This is a genomic window from Rhizobium sp. Root1203, from assembly GCF_001424945.1.
Classification (GTDB): domain Bacteria; phylum Pseudomonadota; class Alphaproteobacteria; order Rhizobiales; family Rhizobiaceae; genus Rhizobium.
Genome location: NZ_LMCW01000056.1, coordinates 80,427 through 99,139, shown reverse-complemented (window position 1 = coordinate 99,139; position 18,713 = coordinate 80,427). Strand labels below are relative to the sequence as shown.

Genomic DNA, 18,713 nt, shown 5'->3' with positions numbered 1-18,713 from the left:
GGCACCCACGGCACTCCTATTCTGTGCGCATCGCATTCTCGATCTCGATGGTCGAGACCCTCGCTGTCGGTTGGTAGTTGAAGCCGCCCTGGCGTCCAAGAGATTCAATTCCATAAGCACTCAGCATCGAGACTGCCTGCGCCGCACTTTGCGCGGCTCCCTTGCTGTAGATCGGATAGGCGTTCTCGAGAATCTGGCTGTTCTCCAACTTCAGGTCCCCTGCAAACATGCCGTTGGCAGAGGCGTGCCGCCGGAAATCGTCCTCGGCCTCCTCGACCGATCGAACCTGACCGGCAACGACCTCGACGGCAAAATACTCCCGCGCATTTACGTGTCCATAGAAATCCGAATAGACGGTCAGTCGCTTCCAGGCGCCCAAGTGCGAGAAGTTGTAAATTATCGACTGTTCGAAACCGCGCGCTCCCGAGAAGCTGAAGTAGAGCGTTATGAGGGTAATGGTATCGAGCCCGCATACCGGCGTCGTTCCGCACAGTCTCGCTGCCGTTGCAACCGGGATGGTTGAAATGACGCGCCCGCTCGATAGCACCCCATCGGACAAAGACACTTCGAAACCGTCCGCTGTCTTTTCAATCCTGCGCGTTCCGGCTGAGAGCTTGAACGTGACGCCCTCTCGCACAAGCCGGTCGACCGCCGCTCCGTATAAGACGGAAAAACCCTCTTTCGGGCGCGCCATCTGACGGTTGACCGGTCCGGCGGTTCGCTTGCGTGTCAGCGCACGTCGCCCCAGACTGATCAATGACGCGTACTCGCTGATCCAGCGCATACGTTTGTTGGCCAGGTCGAGGTCGATTTCCTCCGCGGCGATCCCGTAAAACCGCTTCATGTAGGTTTCGAGACCGGAGCGGTGCAGCAGGTAGGCGCCGATCCAATAGCGGGCAAAATCCTTCGCATTGCTCATTCGGCGCTGGAAGAACCGGGCATAGAGGACGGATGCGAAGATCCGCGAGAGCCCGATGGGACCCGCAGCCAGAATGTCGTCACGGACTGAAATGGGATAAGCGGTTATCTGTCCCTGCGGATTGAGCCGTCCCCAGGTGGGAACGATCGGCACGTAGTGCGCCAAGAGCTCCGGAAAGTGTTTCAGCAGCGGGGAGTCGTCCTGGAAAATCAAGCTTCCGACATCGAAGGTGTACCCCTCGCTGGACGTCCAGTCCATGTGATTGCCGCCAACGTGAGCATATTCATCGATGATCAGTACGCTGTTGCCCCGGCCCGCCAGAATTGAGGCGGCGACCAGACCGGAGATCCCTGCGCCGAGAATAATGACGTCAAACGTCTGGGCTGTGGACAGCTGGTAGGTTTGATGGCCCGCATCATCCATAGAAGTACGCCCCTAGCTTCCCCGCCCAGAAGGAGACGATAGTATATTTTCTTCCACTAGAAGTCGATATCTTAAATAAACCGGCGGCCCTGCGAACGATTTAACGATTATCTTTACGACCTAAGCTTATTGATTGAAGAACAGTACCCGCTTAGGTCTTGATATAGGTCAGTTGGTGCTGTTAAAGTGCCTTCGGTTGCTCACCAGTCCGCCACATTGGCATTCGTCGAGCACCAGGCGTCATGCGGTCGCAAGGCCGGAATCATACGAGGAGGTTGTCGCAGAGCCTGGTGCATGTCGCGCCTGATCCACCACGCCGCCAACGCGCGCAGGAGTCGGAGTACGGAATGCTGGCTTTTAAGGCTGTGCAAGGGGCCGGGTGGCTCGTATTCTCGCGTGTTGTCGGGCGTCTCATCGATTTCGGCACTCTTCTGGTTCTCGCCAGAATCCTGACACCCGCAGATTTTGGCCTTGCCGCACTCGCCACCTCGCTCGTCGCGGTCCTCGACACTGTGCTCGAAGTGCCGGTGACGCAGGCGCTTATACGCCTTCCCTCCGTTGACAAGAGTCATCTGGACACCGGCTTTACGCTGGGTCTCATACGCGGCAGTCTGCTGGCGATCATTGTCCTGGCGGCCGCCTGGCCGTATTCCCTGTTCTATCGTGAGCCGGTGCTCGTACCCCTCACTGCCGTCCTTGTGCTCGGCCCCATCGCCAGAGGTTTCGCCAGCCCGGGAATGGTCTACTTCGCACGCGAGCTTGGCTTCAAGCAGACGTTCATCCTGGAAGTCTCGGGAAAACTGTGCGCCAGCATCGTTGCCACCATCGTCGTGCTGTCCGGCGGCGCCTACTGGGCAATCGCGGTCAACTACGCAATCGCTTCGGTCGGTGCCACCACGGTATCCTACGTGCTTGCACCCTATCGACCGGCGCTTTCACTGGCGAGAATGTCGGACTTTGCACGCTTTATAGGCTGGTTCAGCTCCGCGCAGCTCGTATCCGCGCTTAACTGGCAATTCGATCGCTTCCTCGTCGGCGCATTGGCCGATCGGCCGACCCTTGGTCGCTATGCGGTGGCAAACGATGTCGCGGTCATCCCGACCCAGAGCATCATTGGCCCGGCTCTGCAGCCGGTCATGGCGGCCTTCTCGCAGATCAACACGGACCGCGAGCGCGTGAAGCTTGCATTTCTCAAGGCGGCGCGGTTCGCGATGCTCATCTCGCTGCCCGCCTGCATAGGGATATCGCTGAGCGCAGACTTGGTCACCGACTTTCTGCTCGGACCGAAGTGGGCAGGCGCCGCGCCGCTGCTGAGTGTTCTCGCCCTTTCCGTGGCGCCCGTCGCCTATTTCCAGACCCTCTACTCGGTGAGTCTCGCCCTTGACAAGCCCAGCATCATATTCCGGCTGAATGCAACCGAACTGTGTTTTCGCGTCGTGCTGATTCCGATCGGCTTCTACGTGGGTTCCGTGATGGGCACGAGCCTTGCCCGTGTCGGACTTTCATCCCTCATGTTCATATTCTATCTGGCTGAGGTGCGTCGACTGCTGGATCTCGGGATTCGTGAGCAGTGCAGCAACCTATGGAAAATTGCTGTGGCGAGCGGCGTGATGGCAACATCGGTGTGGTTCCTGCGCGACGCGCTTGCCGCCAAGGATCTGAACCATATTCTGGAACTCGTATTCGTAACGATGACCGGCGCCGCCACCTATACGGGAACGCTGCTCGTTCTCGGCATCAGGCTGATCGCGGGTCGCGGCCGCCTGGAACTTGTCGATCGCCGTTGACGCGTTGCGACTTAGAGCAATGCCCGGAAAAGGCCTACAACAGAACGATCGCCGGGCGCCAGTCGATATGCAAGCCCCCTGAGCGCGCGTCGGTTCGGCAGGACGGCGGACAACAGCAGGAAGCCACTCAACGCGCTCCTCGTCCCCACCGAAGTGTTGCCCGCCCACACCCGCCTGAGGAGACGGAGGAGCGTTTCGACGGGAACCTGCCGGCCTTCCGCAATGGCGAGATAGAGAGAACGCTCCAGATAGTAGAACGTCTCTTCAGCTGCCACGAGGTGCTCGGATTTACCGAAACGGACCAGCACTTGTCGCAAGTGTTCGATGCGAGCGACGAAGCGGCTCAGTTCCCGACGCAGTAACTGGGGATCCGGCGCGCGCCCAAGTCCGGAATCATTCCGATCGTGGACGCGGTAACGGCCGAGCGCTTGCGACATGCTGACGACATCGCCGAAGAAAGGCGCCGCAAAAAGGATAACGCCGTCGACCGCCTTGTCGTATTCGGCCTCCTCGAGGAGCTGGCAGACATCGCGGCGGAAGACGTTACCGGAGGTAGGCGGCGTCATGTATACACCCGTCTCCAGCACTTGGCGGGCGAGTGTGCCGTGCTCGCGAAACGCGTCCAGTCGGGGAACCGGCGCACCGATGACTTCTCCGTTGCAATCGATGCGGCTCAGTGGAAACTGCAGCTTGGCGACACGGTCGTCGAGCTCCTTCAAGATAGTCGCCAGCGACCCCGGCTCCAGCTCGTCATCTGCATCGAGGAACAGGATAAACGGTGCCCGTGCCTTGCCAAGCCCGTAGAGACAGGCCGCCCGCTGGCCGCAATTGACTATTCGATAAGCAGTCACTCCCTCGCGCTGGATGACCTCCCAAGATGAGTCGGTCGAGCCGTCGTCGATAACAATAAGCTCGCAATCACGGCGCCCCTGCGCTGTCACACTTCGTATGGCCGATGCCACGTAGTCGGCGTAGTTCCAGCAGGGGATGATGATTGTCAAACGTGGTTCTGTAACAGGTCCGCCTCGACCTGGCGGGAGCTTCGGTGAGGTCATCACGCAACCCTGTTGATGACCGCGCCAACGACATTGGCGCCGGCTCGGCGCAGAAGCTGGGCGGAATCGACCACTTCCTCGATTGTCGTCTCCTCTGCGCGGACCACGATGATGACTGCATCGGCGAACGCCGCCAGCGCCAGGGCGTCCATCGAACCATGAAGAGGCGGGAGGTCGAGGAGTACGTCCCCTTTGAGGCGGGCTGCATCGAGGATTCGCCGGACACGCGGATTGCGGAAATCGGCAAAGAGGTTTGCGTTTGCGTCGCGGGAGTGGATGGGAAGGACGGCGACACCGTTCACATGATCGAAGGAGATCTGTTCGAGTGGCAGGCCGGTAAATGCCGCGTCAGCCAGTGATTGCGACAGCGCGGTCGGGCGGCTCTCCGTGGCAGCCGGGTTGCGCCCTTCCGATGTCTGGAACAGGGTCACATATCCGCCACCCCTGATAATCAGCTGAGAAAGCGCCGAGCAGAGTGTAGTAACGCCCGTGTTCGGCGACCAGGAAACGATGGCGATGGCAATGCTTCGTTCGCTGCGCAGGCCGGTGCAGGCAATTTCCACGGATGTGCGAAGATCGTGGATGGCAGCGACGAACCTCTTTTCCTGCATGCTGTTGACGTGCAGCGGCACCGCGTCGACACCCGGCGAGTCAGGAATGGAGCCAAGGCAGACAATGCCGGTATCGCGTGCAAGTTCCCTGGCATTGCGAATTCTTCGGTCGAGCGCGAGATTGAACACGATAAGTCCAAAGCCGCCGATTAGCCCCAGTATGCCGCCCAGCGCAGTTATCAGGGATGTGCGCGGCGCCGACGGGCCAAGAGGGGGTAGTGCGGCGCCGATGACACGAGCATCTGCGTCCGGCGTCGGAATAGCCGGCAGCGTTCCATTGTGCATGGCAGCACGAGCGGCTTCCACTTGCGTGGCCAGCGAATCCAGGCGTCCCTGCAACGCCTCGGTCCCTGCCCTGGCAGTCTGCTCCTTGAAGGCCACCGCCTGGAAAATGTAGCCGGATACAGCGGCATTGGCGACGCGGGCAGGCAGCGAAGGGTCCGAGGATGAATACTCGACTTCGATGACAAATGACTGGCCCACGCGGCGTGCATTGAGGCGCCTGGCAAAATTGAGGAACGCGGCGCGTGTCGTGTCGTTGGCAAGGTTGCCCGGCGCATTGTCAGGCAGGCGGGCGACCGTGTTGGATTCCGCCGATCCGACAAATAGCGAGAAGAATGAACGAATGCCCGTCTTCATCCTGGCAACCCAACCCGGCCGTTGCGGAGCGAGTTCCGGGTTGTCCTTGAGGTTCAGACTTTCGAAGACCGCCGAGAGCAGCTGCTCCGACTTGATGGTCTGCAACTCGCTGTCAGCGCGATAGAGGTCAAGGCTCTGTTGGAAGCCAAATTCCTGGCCGGAGGCAGCGGACTGGCGCGGCTCCAGCAAAAGCGTTGCGGTCGAACCGTAGATCGGTGGCAATGAATGCGCGTAAAGGCCGGCAATCACCAGGCCTGCAAGCGTGCAGGCGACGAGGCTGTTCTTGTGTCGAAAACCAAGTGCTATCAGGGAACGAAGCAGCGCCAGCGGTCCGTCACCCTCGGTCTGCACCTCGTCCAGTCGCCAGAGGCGTGATGTGACATCGAGGGGACGTGGTCTGTTAAACATCATTGTGGCTCCTGCCGCCGTCCGCTTTCTTCGCTGTGTTTCGTATCGCAATCCCGGCTGCCCGCTCCGGCTCAAGGCGCCCCCGCAAGACATCTGCAATTGCAATCAGATTTCCCTTTGCGCGCCCCTTCCTGTCGATGAAGGGTTCGGGCCAGACGGCCCTGCCAAAATTGCTCGCCGCGTTGCCGAAGATATGATCGACAACCTTCGCCAACGGCATTGTCCCTTTACCCATCATGTAGAGCGGATTGACGATCTGCGAATATCCGAGGCGCTCACCACTCACCCGGCCACTTTTCACGCCCATGTGGACGCCATAGGCGGACGACCACTTCACCAGCCGGCCACCACGCTTTGAAAGCCCAGACGCGAAGTCCCGATCCTCCAGCCAGCCATAGAGAACGAGCCGTTCGTCAAATCTCGCGCCGCCGATGGCTGACAGGCGGAAGGCCATGTTGCAGCCATACGGACTGTAGGGCTCGGTCCATTCGGGCCGTTGCGGGATCTCGGCCGTCTGGACGAGACGCACGGCCTCATCAAAAGCGATCCCCGGTCCTTTGATCCCGTCGGCAACAACGCGACCCGTAAACCCGACAACCTGGCTCTCGTCGCGGAAAACCCGCTGAGCCGAAGCCAGCCAGTTCCTGTCGGCCACAAAATCGTCGTCGAAGAAAACCACGATCTCCGTTCCGCGATCAAGTTGGTCCAAACCTGTATTTCGCTGCGCTGCAAGCCCGGCAGGACCGGTTACCACCGTCACGTCGGGATGCGAAACGAGGTCGCCGGCATCGGCTTCATCGACGCAGGATACGATGACGGCGGAGGGCTTCAGGGTCTGGGTCGCAAGAAAGTGCCTGACTGTGGTCGCAACCACAGGCGGCCTTCCGCGGGTGGCAAATATGACCGCAATGCGCGTCGTCGCCGGCGCCGGCGGCCTATAGGTCGCGACATCTGCGCCAGGTCGCCCGAGCAGATCGAGATACCCTGCCGCCGTGCTGTGCCAGGAAAATTGACGGACCTGCTCCCGTCCCCGGCCGATCAAATCATTGCGTAACGACGCCGAGCGACGAAGAGCGTCGATGTGACGCAGCCATTCTGCCCGGTCAAATGGCGACGCCAGCAGAGCCGCGTCGCCACAGACCTCCGGCATGCTGGCGCAATTTGACGCAATGACTGGGCAGCCTCGCGCCATCGCCTCGACGATCGGAAGTCCAAATCCCTCCGTTAGCGAGGGAAACACCAGGCAGAGGGCACGGTCCAGCAAATAGGCGAGATCATCGTCGGACACGCGGCCGCAGAAGTGCACATTGGGCTGGCCATTCAACGCTTCCGCGGTGAAGATCCCGTCGCCGCCGCCGGCGACGATGACGTCAATGCCCTGTTCGTGAAGAGTGGGGGCGATATCGATCACCAGGGAGATATTCTTGTGGCGGGCGCGCGAGCCGAGAGCCAGCACGAAGGGGCGTTGCGCGTTGCGTGACGCCAGCAGATCCGGCGCCGCCTTCGCCAGGCAAGGGTTCCAACCGAGGGCATGCTCATGCCCGTTCGGCAAGACGGTGATATCTTTTAGCGACACCGGCAAATGACGGGCGATCTGGCGCGCAGCGGCGTGAGAGACCGTCGCTATGCGCGCCGAGCGCCGAGCAAGGACCGGCTGCAGGCTGTGATAAAGGAACCGGAAAGCGTAGCTGTAGCTGCCGGGCGCGGCAAAAATGTTGGCATCGTGAATGCACACGATCTGGTCCTGCACCAAAGCGGGAGCCGTGTTGCACAAGTTGAGCAGCCGGCGACCCCGGCTCAGGCGGGGAAGCTCGAATTGCTCCCAGGCATGACCCGTCGCATATCCGCCCTTGGCGAAGTGCAGCCGCGCGAATTCGACATCTTCCGCGGTCTTCGGCGAGAACACGGTCGTCCCCTCGGCTGATGCAAGTCCATCGAGCGCGGAGACCACTTTGTGAGCGTAGCGCTGCACGCCGGTGACAGGCTGCGTCAGGAAACGACCGTTGATCGCCAACAGAGCGCTCATGGCATGTCTCCGATGGAGCAGCGTTTGCCTGCCAAACGCAAGTCCACACATCGATGACGTTCACAAGCGTCCTGCACCGCCAACTCCTACCAGACCCTCTCGCAAACCCCGCGAAGGAGGCCGCAAGGAAAGGCAGACACAAACACGACCTGACGCATCGCGATCGAGCAATCGGATCGCGTTGCCGGGAGGAGCCTCAGGCATGGGCGGCCGCAACCATGGGCACAAGCGATCGTCAACAACTGCCTCGCGAGCGCAGAACCGCGGGGATCGTCTTCACCATGATCGCCAGATCGCCAAAAAAGCTGCGTTCTCTCACGTAGAGGACGTCGAGTTGCACGCGCTCACTATAGGTCGTGTCGCTGCGCCCGCTTACCTGCCACAATCCCGTAAGGCCCGGACGAACCCTGATGTAGTCGGCAAAATGGGCGCCGTAGAGTTCGGCCTCGCTGCCCACAATGGGGCGAGGACCGACCAGGCTCATCTGCCCCCGCAAGACGTTCACAAGCTGCGGGATTTCATCGATGCTGCTCTTTCGCAGCAAAGCTCCGAATGGCGTGACGCGCGGGTCATCCTTGAGCTTGCGGGTCGCCATCCATTCTTCCTTCTGGCGCGGATTGGCGTCGAGATGTCTGGCCAGTACCTCGTCTGCATTCGGAACCATCGTCCGGAACTTCAGACAGGGGAACGTCGCACCGTTCTTGCCGATGCGCCGATGCGCAACGAAAATGGGACGGCCCTGCAATACCAGCAGCATCGCTGTGAGCATCAGTATCATCGGTGACAGAACGAGCAGGGCGACGACCGCCAGTACCGCATCAATCGCATACTTAAGAGACGCCGAGGCGGCGGAGGACCAAGTCTTGCTCATCGCTTCACTGTTCCGGGAAGCTGCAAGGCGAGCGTGCAGCCGCGTCTCATTGAACCTGTCGAAATCAAGACCGAGATCAATTTCCCTCATCTGCGTACTCCCCACATAATAGATAGGTTTGCTACACGTACAGAGAAATGCCGAACAGGCATGCACAAGGAAGCTAACAAGTATTAAACGGTTTGACAATGCGTTTATTGCGCTGCACACTACATCAATGCGACGTATGAGAGAGACATCACTGTAAAACGCAGCTATTATCTCAACTTGGCGAAAAAAAATATCTCGCGTTTCTATTAAATCATGGAAACTTATGTGATTTTTGCTGCCATACCCGCTACAGTAATATCGATTATGTCCGATCCTGGAGCATTGTGTGCGAGTAGCAATCATACATTACTGGCTGGTCGGCATGCGCGGGGGCGAGAAGGTTCTGGAAGCCCTGTGTGATATTTTTCCGACGGCGGATATCTACACGCATGTCTGCGATCCTGCGGCCATTTCCGAGACCATCAAGGCCCATACGATCCGCACGACGTTCATCCAGACGCTGCCCTATGCCCGCAGGATGTACAAGAGGTATCTGCCTCTCATGCCGATGGCGCTCGAACAGATCGACCTTGGCGCCTACGACCTTGTCATCAGCAGTGAATCCGGACCGGCCAAGGGCGTGATACCAACATCGCCGGCCTTGCACATCTGCTATTGCCACTCACCGATGCGCTACATCTGGAACATGTATAACAGGTACTATGACAGTTCCCGGCTCGTCACACGACTGATGATGCCCCCGATGGCACACTATCTGCGAACCTGGGATGTGGCGACGGCCAACCGAGTGGACGATTTCGTCGCAAACTCGACGACGGTCGCACATCGCATAAAGAGCTACTATCGGCGAGATGCAGCGGTTATCCATCCGCCCGTCGATACAGCCTCCTTTCGCCCGGTCCCGGCGTCCGAGATCGGCGACTACTATCTGATGGCCGGCGAACTCGTCAGCTACAAGAGGCCGGACCTTGCAGTAGAAGCGTTCAATCGACTTAACGCCAAGCTGGTCGTGATCGGCGGCGGCGAGATGCTCAATCAACTCAGGAAGATCGCCGGCCCCACCGTGACGATCATGGGCTCGCAGCCATTCGACGTTCTCAAGCATCACTACGCACACTGCAAGGCACTGGTTTTTCCGGGCGAGGAAGACTTCGGGATTGTTCCTGTCGAGGCAATGGCGAGCGGCCGACCGGTCATCGCCTTCGGGCGCGGCGGAGCAACCGAGACCGTCGTTGCCAACAAGACCGGCGTGTTCTTTCAGACGCAGACCACGGAGGAATTAATAGACGCCGTTGACCGCATGGAGCGTCTGGACTTTAATCCTGCCGATGCGGTTTCGCGAGCCGCTGAGTTTCGCCGTGACGTCTTTGTCGACCGGTTCCGCACTCACGTCGAGCAGGTAACCGGGACGGCGCTAGCCTTGCCCGCGTAACCAACTGGAAAATCGTCGGATGGCGCACTGCAATCCGTGTGATGGGAGAAACAGCATGCGATCCCTTGTCTTGCGTCGGCGCACCTTTGCTATGGGGCATTCCATGGCTTGCCTCTGGCAACATATGAAAGCAGCGCTCGGGGTTGCTATGGCGGCCGTGGCCCTGATGACAGGTCCGTGCCAGGCGATTGCGCAGGATTATATCCTTGGACCCCAGGACACCCTGAAGATTCGGGTCTTCGAGTGGCGGCCGAGCACCGGGACGGCGTTCGAATGGGTTCCATTGACCGGCGACTTTGTCATTTCGGCCGCAGGCAACCTGTCCCTGCCCATCATCGGAATCATACCGGCCGCAGGCAAGACCCTGGAGCAGGTTTCCGATTCCATCGGTGAGCGGCTCCAGAACCAGGTGGGCATGCAGAAGCGTCCCAACGCATCGGTGGAGATTGCCTCCTATCGCCCGATTTTTGTGGCCGGTATGGTGACCAACCCCGGAAAATACAGCTTCAGCCCCGGATTGACCGTCGTCCAGGCGCTCAGCATGGCCGGAGGCATCGGGCCAGTCGATCCGAACCTGATCGGCCTGCAGCGTGACGCCCTGTCCAGCCGCGGTGACCTGCGCGGGCTGGAGGCTGAGCGGCTTGAACTCGTCGCACGACAGGCGCGTGTCGACGCAATTTTGAACAATGCTACGGAAATTCGGTTTCCACCCGATATCCTGGAGCATTCGAGCGAGCCTCGGGTAACCCGGATGATGCAGGACGAGCAGGCGCTTTTCGAGACTCGCGAGAGCTCCATGAATACGGAAATCGAAGCTCTCAACCAGGCCAGGGTGCTGGCGACAAATCAGATCGAGGCACTCAAGGCCAAGGCCGCGTCGCTCGTGAAACAGATTGAACTCGCCAACAAGGATCTCAGCTCCGTCAACAAGCTGGTGACCCAGGGATTGACTGTTTCAGCGCGGCAGCTCGGTGCAAACCAGAATGTCGCCGAACTGGAAAGCCGCAATCTCGATGTGTCACTTGCCATCCTGAAGACGCAGCAGGATGTCGCGAAGGTGGACCAGGATATTGGCGACGTACGCAACCGCTACCGCATCAACGCGCTGACAGAAGCCGCCGAACTGCGCGACCGATTTGCGTCAAACGCCGAGAAGACCGAAACGGCAAAGGATCTCTTGAGAAATTTGCAGATCCGTGCGCCGATGGCAGTCACCGCGTTGGAAGAGGACAAGGAAACCTACAGCTTTTCAACGACGATCAACCGGGTCGTTGGCGGCAGCGTGGAGAGCGTGATAGTCAGCGACAATGATCCGGTCTCTCCCGGCGATGTCATTCGCGTCGAACGGCGCGAGCAAATACCTCCTCCCGCTAGTCGCACGAGCAATTAAACCCGGAAATAGGGTAGCGTTGAACACGCAGCAGGCAGCCGCTCGTCCCGGGCTGTCCTGTGGACGATTTAATTTGGACTTGCCTACATCCTGCAGATGACCGATGATAGACACCTACGGGTCGTGCCGGACAGGAGGTCGAATCAACCTAATGGAGTGGGCAGCTGCTGTTTCTTTCCTGATCGGCGTGGCTTGTGCACTGCGCATGCCGGTTCTTGTTTTCACAATTACTGTTCTCATCGTGATGATTGCCTATGCAATCGCGAGCTACTCGATCGGAAGCACTCTTCTTCAGTCAGTTGCATGGAGTGTGGCATTTGCGGTCGTGCTCGAGGCCGGCTATCTTTTCGGCCACGGCATCCTGTATTGCCTCTACTCGCGGCGCACCGCAGGCGGCCGCCGACGCGTGTGGCAGAAGATTCAATCCAAGTATTCCGCGGATTAGGCCTGCGTCTCAGCAAGTTTTTCTCCGTTCTGTTGATTTTGCGGCACTTCCTGCCGCAGCGTCTCCAACGCAAGCTCTTCGGCCTTTGCCATTCCAAACCGGAAACGGTATCCCGACGCCTGCAGCCGCTCGTTTGAAAACCTCATGCACCAGAGCGGGTTTCTGAAAGGAAGCGATCGAAACCGCAGGGCGTCGTGAAGCCAATCAGCGATCCCAGGCACCGCGACCGTGCGATAGCGCCGGTCGCCGCTTGCGGCGAATGCCTTACGCATGAAATCAGCATGGCGCGGATTGGGCCTGTCGTCCTCCGAAAGATTGTAGACGCTCACGCTCCCGGGATCTCCTTGACCTGTCAGGCCGCGCTGCATGAACCAAATCAGTGCGTCCGAGACATCCTGTACGTAGATATGATGCGCATGTCGGTGGGCCGCCAGCATTCGCTTCACGAGGGGCCAGTCGCGGACGCCGATGATTTGCGAAATATCGACGACAACGGCTGGTCGGAAGACGACATAGCGCACCCTTGCTGCAACCTCTCGAAGCTGAAGCTCACCGGCAAGCTTGGTTCGGCCATACTCCCGGACGTAATCGAGCGCCCAGTATTCCGACGGCACGTCACGATCATGCGTTAGAACATCGGAATCCTCGGCGATGTTCGTCGAACGGCCGCTGCCGTAAACCGAAACCGAACTCGTATAGCAGAAGACCGAAACACCCGCACGTTCGGCAGCCTTTGCGAGTTCCCGCGTCGCTTCGACGTTGACGCGCACCATCCGGTCCTTTTTTCCGAGTTCGGCGGCCAGATGGAGGATGCCGTCGCAGCCGGAAACCAGATCGTCGAAGTCGTTTTCCCGCAAAAAATCGACCATTCGCCAGTCTACGACATCACGATCGGCGTGGATGCCGGCACGCGGCCTCGACGTCGTTGCTCGCACCCGATACCCGCGCTCCAGCAGGTCGGCGACGACCACCTGCCCGATCCGCCCGGTCGCGCCGGTAACAAGAACCGTCTTACTCGACATTTGTCATCACCTTGACTGGAGTTTGCCTCACAGGTCGGACTTTCAAATGATCGGCGAGCCGGACAGCCATCGCAACAATCATCTGGGTCGGATTGCAATGGCCGGCCGTCGGGAACACCGAACTGCCCGAAACGAACAGACCCTCGACGCCGTGAACCTCGCAATCGGCATCGACCACCCCTTTGCCGCGATCGCTCGACATGCGTGTCGTTCCGGTCGGATGCGCCACATCGACAAAGCTCGCCGGGACCTCCGCCTTGTCGCGCACCCAGTCGGCAAGGATCGGCTTTGGCAGACCTATCCTTTGCAATTCGTCAGAAACCAGTTCCGCCATCCGATGCATCGTGCGCGCCTCATCGGGATGGCTGCGCCAATCGACCTTCGGCAATCTCAGACCCAGGCGATCGCGATGCTGCGACAACGTGATGCGGCTGTCGGCGTCCGGAACCTGCTCGCACATGGTGTCCAGCGTCAGCTCACGCAGTTTGCGCGGGAGGCCGTTGCGGGCTCCAAAATAGTCTCTGGCGCCGCGCAATAGGAGCGGGCTGTTCTTCACGAGGCTGATCGCATCCTGTGGCAATGCCGGCTTGCGGGCGGCAAATCGTCTCAATGCATCCCATGGATCATCGGGCGCGAGAACCTCGCCCAGCCAAGCAGAGCAATTGAGCAGCTCTTCGCGTCGCTGAACGTCCGGGCTTAGGCGCAGGCCCGCCCGGAAGAAATGGCTTCTGACGTTGTAGCGACCAAACCGGCGTTGCAGGACCTCCGATCCGGCGAGGTCGAAGAAGGCGGCCGGGCCCCGAAGATGGTCCATCAGGTAGCGGCCGGCCTGGTCGCGATCGTTGCCGAGGCCGGGGTGAGTGCCGGTGCCAGAATTCAGGAGAATGCGCGCATTCTCGATTCCTCCCGCGCAAAGCACGACGGTCGACGCGGCAAGCGTGTGCCGGCGGCCGTCGAGTGTTGCAAATTCAAGGCCTCGAACGCCGGCTTGGGAGTCAACCGTCAGCACCCGCACAACGGTCGCCCCTGTCACCAGCGTGAGGTTCGAGCCGAGACGGCCGGGAAGATGCCGCCCAAAACGCATGTACTCGAAGGGGTAAGTTTCGGTCTTATCCCTGCTGAATTGCCAGAAGAATGGCAGCAGGAGGGACGGATCCACCTCCGCATGGGGAGCTGATCGTCGGGCGATATCCCAGAAACGCTGGTCGCTGAAGCCGCTGCCGACTGCCAAACCCAGATGAACGGCGCTTCGATCCAGATACGGGATCATATCTTCCATGGCAATCGGCCAACCGGAATAGGGAACCCAGTGCCTCTCCTCGAAATCGATTTCGTCAAACCCCGCGCATCGCCCGCCCCAGGTGTGAGAACTGCCTCCCAATATCCGATTGCGAACCGACCATTGGTCCTCAACCCGCGGCCGACCTACGTTCTCGATTTCATTGAGCGTATCAACCTCTGCATTTCTTGCCCAACCGCCGCTTTCAAGCAGGACCACCTGCAGGCCGGTGTTTGACAGCTCTTGTGCAATCGTGCTGCCCGCCGGCCCCGAGCCCACGATACATAAGTCACACCGCAGCAAAGGAAGTACAGTTTCGCCAGAGGCCGACTGTAAATCGATTATCGTCATCGCATTCGCACCTTTATTGTTGCATTTCGCACCGCCATGAATAAGTATTCCGGCGGGGCAACAATATTTCTTCGCACCGAAAGTCGAATGACACCGGATCGAGCAAGGGAGTTTCCTACGAATTTTCTGCAATTTGTTTTCTATACCATACTACGCAAATCTCTCCGTTCAAGAGGACGTAGAAAAATGGAAGTAAAGTCGGGCCCACCAGGACAGAAGGATGCAGCGGTACACCGTCGCAAAATCCTTTACGTCCAACCCGGGACCCATTCCTTTGCGGGAATCGAGCACGTCGTCGACACGATCTGCAGCAAACTCACGGAGAAATATTCAGCCGATTTCGAAATCGACGTTCTCTACACCACGACCCACAGCAACAGGCCTTCCGCGCAGAACTATCGCTCGATCGACCGGCGTCCGCGCAGCCGTATCGAGCTGATGCGGACCTTTCGGGAGGTCATCAGCAGCAAGGACTATGACCTCGTCGTCGTTCCCCAGATCGAACCGGCTGTGATCGCTATGGCTTCATGCATCGGCATCCGGAGAAACTTTGTGGTGCATCTGCACGGCAACCCGTGGCGTGAGCAGAGCCATCTGAAGGCAAGGATTCTGTTCTTTCTGATGAAAGCTTATTTCCTGAGGCGCGCTTCCTGCGTATTCGGAACATCTCCGAGGCAGCTCGAGTCCTTCAAGACGATGTTCGGCAGCTACACGCCGCAGTATTGGGTTCCAAATCCGGTCAGACGATTTGATGGCATAGACATCCAAAAAGGCGGCGAGGAGGATGAGTGCGTAACGTTTGTCAACGTTGGCCGCTTTTCATACCAAAAAGGTCAGGACATCCTGCTTCAGGCCTTTTCCAATCTTTCGAAGCTTCGCAGGAACGTCCGGCTGAAAATTGTCGGCCATGGCAATGGCGAGGCGAAGCTTCGAAGTGAGATTAGCCGTCTCGGCCTTGGGGCGAGTGTCACGATCGAGCACTATCCCGACAATCCGCAACCGGCACTCTCGGCCAGCGATGTCTATGTTTCGACCTCGCGTTGGGAAGGGTGGTCGCTCGCCATATGTGAGGCATTGCGGTTCGGGCTTCCTGTTATCGCGACGGATTGCGAATTTGGCCCGAGCGATATTCTGGTCGACCGGCAGCTGGGACGCCTGGTGGCCGCCGATGGCGGCCAGACCCTCGTCGACGCGATGATTTACTATTGTGACAATCTCCCGGCCGAGAGGCTCAATGCGCGCTTTCGGAAAGACTTTATCGATCGATATAGCGCCGAGAACGTCGTCGACATTCATGCCGACGCCTTGCGCGTCGCCGCGGGATAAGTCTTTTCGCACTGACAGGAGACTTCGATGAACAAGGCAGTCCTTTCACGACGGTGCTTCATCGAGGCGTCCGCCGGCGTTCTCGGGCTTGGCTTCGCGCTGATACCTGAACCTTCCGCGTACGCGTCGACAGACGATCCGACCGTCGGTCGCAAGCTCGTCTTTGAAGACGATTTCGATAGGATTGAGTGGTCCATTTGGAACGCTGGTCCGAAGCCGACGTCAGCGGAACCCGGCTTCTATGGAGCATCGGCATTCGCCCGACGCACAGGCGAAGAGGGGTTCAATCCATACGATATCGTCGACGATGATCGAACGACCAACGGCAAGTCGCTGCAGATCTCCGCCAAGTACATTGGCAGGACGATGGCGGTTCCCAACTATTATGGAAATACGCACAGCGACTACCAGTGGATCTCGGGCAGCCTTCAAACGGCCAGAAGGGACGGCATCGTTACCAAGGGTTGGCGGCAGGGATACTTCGAAGCACGCATGCTTTTTCCCAAGCACCCGCTCAGCTGGCCGGCATTCTGGATGTTGAATGGCCGCAGCATTCTTAACCCGAGTACCAGCATAGAACTCGACGTCGTTGAACACAAGGGCTGGGAACCGACCGTCTATGGCGCCTATCTGCATGAGTGGGGTCAGCCTGGGGAGCACCATGAGGGGACCGGTGTGTCCACGACGCTCGACATGACGCAGGGCTATTGCCGCTATGGCATCCTCGTCGATGAAACGCGGTGCGTGCCATATTTCGAAAGAAAACCCGTGATCGACACGCGGACCGGCTTGCCGGCGAATTGGCCGATCAATCGTTCTGCCGACCTCGATCTGGACGCCGACGTGTTCTGGCCGCTGTTGACGCTTGCACTACACAATGACGTTCCCCAGAAGCGAAACCCGGACGAATTGCTCACGCAGATGCGCGTCGATTATTTTCAGGTCTATCAGTAGCGGCCCGAGGGTCCACGGCTGATGTCGCCGTCGGGGGAGCCGAGCGCCTCCGTGATCGGGCGCGGTCCCATGTTCCCTGCAGCTGATAAAGGCGACGTGGGCACCTCGTCCAGTGATGGCTTGCTGCTCGCAAGGCCTGCAAGGATGAAAAACAGCAACCCGAGGTCGATCGTCGCTCCCGACGCGACTGCCCCGACGAGAAGACACAAACAGCCGTTGCGGGCAGCTAGACGGACATCGGACTCGAAGGTCCGCCGTGCGTCGTGTGAAGGCCACAACGCCGACAGGGCAAACAGCGAGAAAAAGATCGCGCCGGGAACCCCGACATTCGACAAGACGGCCACCGGAAAACTCGACGTACGCGCCGTTCCCAATCCGACGCCAAGACCCCATGAATCCCAGAAATTCTGCAGGCCGTACGTGTTCCAGGACCCCCTCTCCAATCCTGAATCCGACGTCGCTTTGCTCAGGACGAGTAGATCGACATACTCGTGGACCAGATTGTAGAGACTTTGTTGGATGATCACGACAAGCACGCAGACGACGACAAACGGCGGAGCGAGCAGCGCCACGGCAGCGCTGTGGCGGCTGCCTCGCGTGACACCGCTCCGCACCAATGCTGTCATGTACAAGATGGCAAGGCAAACGGGTGCCGCCACCAGCCCCGTCGACGACGTCGACAGAACGATCAGAAGCAGCGAGGCCAGGGCAAGCGGGCCCGTCCATCCGCTCTTGCGTGCGCAAAGCCACATCGTGCCGGTGAATCCGAGAGCGCCGAGTGTCGTGCCTGCAAAGGCTGAGGTCTCCGGCCAGGAACCGACTATACGCTTCATCCCGTAGACGGTCTCGTTTTCATGAAATGCGTACGAGGCGTTTCGCATAAACTGGAGGAGGTCCTGTGTGCCTGTCGCACTTGTCGCCAGGTCAAGCATCGCGAAGAAGACATTGAAGCCCGCATACGCGATGAGACCGTTCACAACAGCCATGAAGCCGGTTCGCGTTGAGCCCAAGGCCAGGATCGTCAGGAAGCAGACGACATCGGCGGCGATATAGATCGTCTGTGTCAGATTGCTTGAAACGGGCCCCAGGGGGACGGTTCCGCCACTCGAAGGATACTCAGATACGCCCAACGGGATGATCATGCTCTCGCCGGCAAAGAACCGAGGCAGGAAATAGGCCGATGCCGCTCCATAGACTGCGAGAAGGGCAAGCCAGAAACCCGCCTGCCCGAAATGCAGCATCTTCAGCGCTACCGGCCAGCGCGTCCCGTTGCCGAAAGTGGCAATCGCAAGAAAGAGGAGAAAGAGATGGGCTGGCTGCACATTCGCGGCGCCAGCGAGAATTGCCGCCGCCGACCCGAACAATGTCATCACCACGAAGACGGTGGCCGTCGAGGCATAGCCTGACGCCAGACTATACAGCCCCAACAATACCGTAAATATTCCTATCGGCTCAATACTCATCGTCTTTAGACCCGAAGAATTCGAATAGAACCGTCTCCGCTGCCTCGCACGATATGATCATTGGTTTTATTTGGAAAGCTCATAAATCATATCGGCACGATCGTAAATATAAAATCATCAAAATAGCATATTGCTTTGCTCGATAAGTAGATTTCTTGGTAACGATTCACCACTTTGACGACATATACTATAGCCGCTCTCGATTTTTGCCACCATATTTTCCTTCACTCGGACAATTCCTGCGAGTGACACTGGGCAGTG

Annotated in this window: 14 protein-coding genes and 1 pseudogene; 6 read left to right on the top strand and 9 right to left on the bottom strand. The window is 59.0% G+C overall.

Annotated features, from left to right (window positions below; all coding sequences use genetic code 11):
• Positions 1 to 16 precede the first annotated feature (16 nt).
• On the bottom strand, positions 17 to 1,342 hold the full coding sequence (locus ASC97_RS28650; protein WP_057471721.1) for an NAD(P)-binding protein: 1,326 nt from the start codon (positions 1,340 to 1,342) through the stop codon (positions 17 to 19).
• A 347-nt stretch (positions 1,343 to 1,689) separates the two neighbouring features.
• Between ASC97_RS28650 and ASC97_RS28645 the strand changes: the two genes are divergently transcribed.
• The gene (locus tag ASC97_RS28645; RefSeq protein WP_057471720.1) at positions 1,690 to 3,129 is read left to right on the top strand and encodes a lipopolysaccharide biosynthesis protein; all 1,440 of its coding nucleotides are present in this window, start codon (positions 1,690 to 1,692) and stop codon (positions 3,127 to 3,129) included.
• An 11-nt stretch (positions 3,130 to 3,140) separates the two neighbouring features.
• Here the strand turns inward: ASC97_RS28645 and ASC97_RS28640 are convergent, their stop codons facing one another.
• The 4 genes from ASC97_RS28640 to ASC97_RS28625 all read right to left on the bottom strand — a co-directional run bounded on the left by ASC97_RS28640 (position 3,141) and on the right by ASC97_RS28625 (position 8,829).
• Positions 3,141 to 4,130: a glycosyltransferase family 2 protein gene (locus ASC97_RS28640; protein WP_338012549.1), complete on the bottom strand. Its 990-nt coding sequence runs from the start codon at positions 4,128 to 4,130 to the stop codon at positions 3,141 to 3,143.
• A gap of 53 nt (positions 4,131 to 4,183) precedes the next feature.
• On the bottom strand, positions 4,184 to 5,845 hold the full coding sequence (locus ASC97_RS28635; protein WP_057471718.1) for a Wzz/FepE/Etk N-terminal domain-containing protein: 1,662 nt from the start codon (positions 5,843 to 5,845) through the stop codon (positions 4,184 to 4,186).
• A complete protein-coding gene (locus tag ASC97_RS28630) occupies positions 5,835 to 7,868 on the bottom strand; it encodes a glycosyltransferase (RefSeq protein ID WP_057471717.1) in 2,034 nt (677 codons plus the stop codon). Before ASC97_RS28630 ends, ASC97_RS28635 begins: the two co-directional genes overlap by 11 nt.
• 235 nt (positions 7,869 to 8,103) lie before the next feature.
• Positions 8,104 to 8,829: a sugar transferase gene (locus ASC97_RS28625; RefSeq protein WP_082530212.1), complete on the bottom strand. Its 726-nt coding sequence runs from the start codon at positions 8,827 to 8,829 to the stop codon at positions 8,104 to 8,106.
• 322 nt (positions 8,830 to 9,151) lie between these two features.
• On the opposite strand from ASC97_RS28625, the gene ASC97_RS28620 reads away from it, so the two are divergent.
• From ASC97_RS28620 to ASC97_RS28610, 3 genes are all read left to right on the top strand, one after another.
• Positions 9,152 to 10,222 (top strand): glycosyltransferase, encoded by a 1,071-nt coding sequence (locus tag ASC97_RS28620; protein ID WP_057471851.1) that lies wholly within the window; start codon positions 9,152 to 9,154, stop codon positions 10,220 to 10,222.
• Positions 10,223 to 10,313: 91 nt separating this feature from the next.
• On the top strand, positions 10,314 to 11,612 hold the full coding sequence (locus ASC97_RS28615; protein ID WP_443216792.1) for a polysaccharide biosynthesis/export family protein: 1,299 nt from the start codon (positions 10,314 to 10,316) through the stop codon (positions 11,610 to 11,612).
• Between the two features lie 103 nt (positions 11,613 to 11,715).
• The gene (locus ASC97_RS28610; RefSeq protein ID WP_244481615.1) at positions 11,716 to 12,057 is read left to right on the top strand and encodes a hypothetical protein; all 342 of its coding nucleotides are present in this window, start codon (positions 11,716 to 11,718) and stop codon (positions 12,055 to 12,057) included.
• On the opposite strand, the gene ASC97_RS28605 is transcribed toward ASC97_RS28610, so the two are convergent.
• The 3 genes and pseudogenes from ASC97_RS28605 to ASC97_RS35860 form a co-directional block, all read right to left on the bottom strand.
• A complete protein-coding gene (locus ASC97_RS28605; RefSeq protein WP_057471714.1) occupies positions 12,054 to 13,079 on the bottom strand; it encodes an NAD-dependent epimerase/dehydratase family protein in 1,026 nt (341 codons plus the stop codon). The genes ASC97_RS28610 and ASC97_RS28605 overlap by 4 nt on opposite strands.
• Positions 13,069 to 14,358, bottom strand: a complete 1,290-nt coding sequence (locus ASC97_RS28600; RefSeq protein WP_244481620.1) for a GMC oxidoreductase — start codon at positions 14,356 to 14,358, stop codon at positions 13,069 to 13,071. Before ASC97_RS28600 ends, ASC97_RS28605 begins: the two co-directional genes overlap by 11 nt.
• A gap of 222 nt (positions 14,359 to 14,580) precedes the next feature.
• Positions 14,581 to 14,709 (bottom strand): annotated as a pseudogene (locus tag ASC97_RS35860) (hypothetical protein); the annotation flags it as partial.
• Positions 14,710 to 14,895: 186 nt separating this feature from the next.
• On the opposite strand from ASC97_RS35860, the gene ASC97_RS28595 reads away from it, so the two are divergent.
• Both ASC97_RS28595 and ASC97_RS28590 read left to right on the top strand, forming a co-directional pair.
• Positions 14,896 to 16,035 (top strand): glycosyltransferase, encoded by a 1,140-nt coding sequence (locus tag ASC97_RS28595; protein ID WP_057471712.1) that lies wholly within the window; start codon positions 14,896 to 14,898, stop codon positions 16,033 to 16,035.
• Between the two features lie 27 nt (positions 16,036 to 16,062).
• The gene (locus ASC97_RS28590; RefSeq protein ID WP_057471711.1) at positions 16,063 to 16,989 is read left to right on the top strand and encodes a glycoside hydrolase family 16 protein; all 927 of its coding nucleotides are present in this window, start codon (positions 16,063 to 16,065) and stop codon (positions 16,987 to 16,989) included.
• Here the strand turns inward: ASC97_RS28590 and ASC97_RS28585 are convergent.
• Positions 16,983 to 18,452 (bottom strand): hypothetical protein, encoded by a 1,470-nt coding sequence (locus ASC97_RS28585; protein ID WP_057471710.1) that lies wholly within the window; start codon positions 18,450 to 18,452, stop codon positions 16,983 to 16,985. The two genes, ASC97_RS28590 and ASC97_RS28585, sit on opposite strands and share 7 nt — an antisense overlap.
• Positions 18,453 to 18,713: the final 261 nt, after the last annotated feature.

Bases quoted from the DNA above. Each gene is read 5' to 3' on its own strand.
- ASC97_RS28650 (WP_057471721.1), bottom strand. From the start codon at position 1,342: ATGGATGATGCGGGCCATCAAACCTACCAGCTGTCCACAGCCCAGACG.
- ASC97_RS28645 (WP_057471720.1), top strand. From the start codon at position 1,690: ATGCTGGCTTTTAAGGCTGTGCAAGGGGCCGGGTGGCTCGTATTCTCG.
- ASC97_RS28635 (WP_057471718.1), bottom strand. From the start codon at position 5,845: ATGATGTTTAACAGACCACGTCCCCTCGATGTCACATCACGCCTCTGG.
- ASC97_RS28630 (WP_057471717.1), bottom strand. From the start codon at position 7,868: ATGAGCGCTCTGTTGGCGATCAACGGTCGTTTCCTGACGCAGCCTGTC.
- ASC97_RS28625 (WP_082530212.1), bottom strand. From the start codon at position 8,829: ATGAGGGAAATTGATCTCGGTCTTGATTTCGACAGGTTCAATGAGACG.
- ASC97_RS28620 (WP_057471851.1), top strand. From the start codon at position 9,152: ATGCGCGGGGGCGAGAAGGTTCTGGAAGCCCTGTGTGATATTTTTCCG.
- ASC97_RS28615 (WP_443216792.1), top strand. From the start codon at position 10,314: ATGGGGCATTCCATGGCTTGCCTCTGGCAACATATGAAAGCAGCGCTC.
- ASC97_RS28610 (WP_244481615.1), top strand. From the start codon at position 11,716: ATGATAGACACCTACGGGTCGTGCCGGACAGGAGGTCGAATCAACCTA.
- ASC97_RS28605 (WP_057471714.1), bottom strand. From the start codon at position 13,079: ATGTCGAGTAAGACGGTTCTTGTTACCGGCGCGACCGGGCGGATCGGG.
- ASC97_RS28600 (WP_244481620.1), bottom strand. From the start codon at position 14,358: ATGGAAGATATGATCCCGTATCTGGATCGAAGCGCCGTTCATCTGGGT.
- ASC97_RS28595 (WP_057471712.1), top strand. From the start codon at position 14,896: ATGGAAGTAAAGTCGGGCCCACCAGGACAGAAGGATGCAGCGGTACAC.
- ASC97_RS28590 (WP_057471711.1), top strand. From the start codon at position 16,063: ATGAACAAGGCAGTCCTTTCACGACGGTGCTTCATCGAGGCGTCCGCC.
- ASC97_RS28585 (WP_057471710.1), bottom strand. From the start codon at position 18,452: ATGAGTATTGAGCCGATAGGAATATTTACGGTATTGTTGGGGCTGTAT.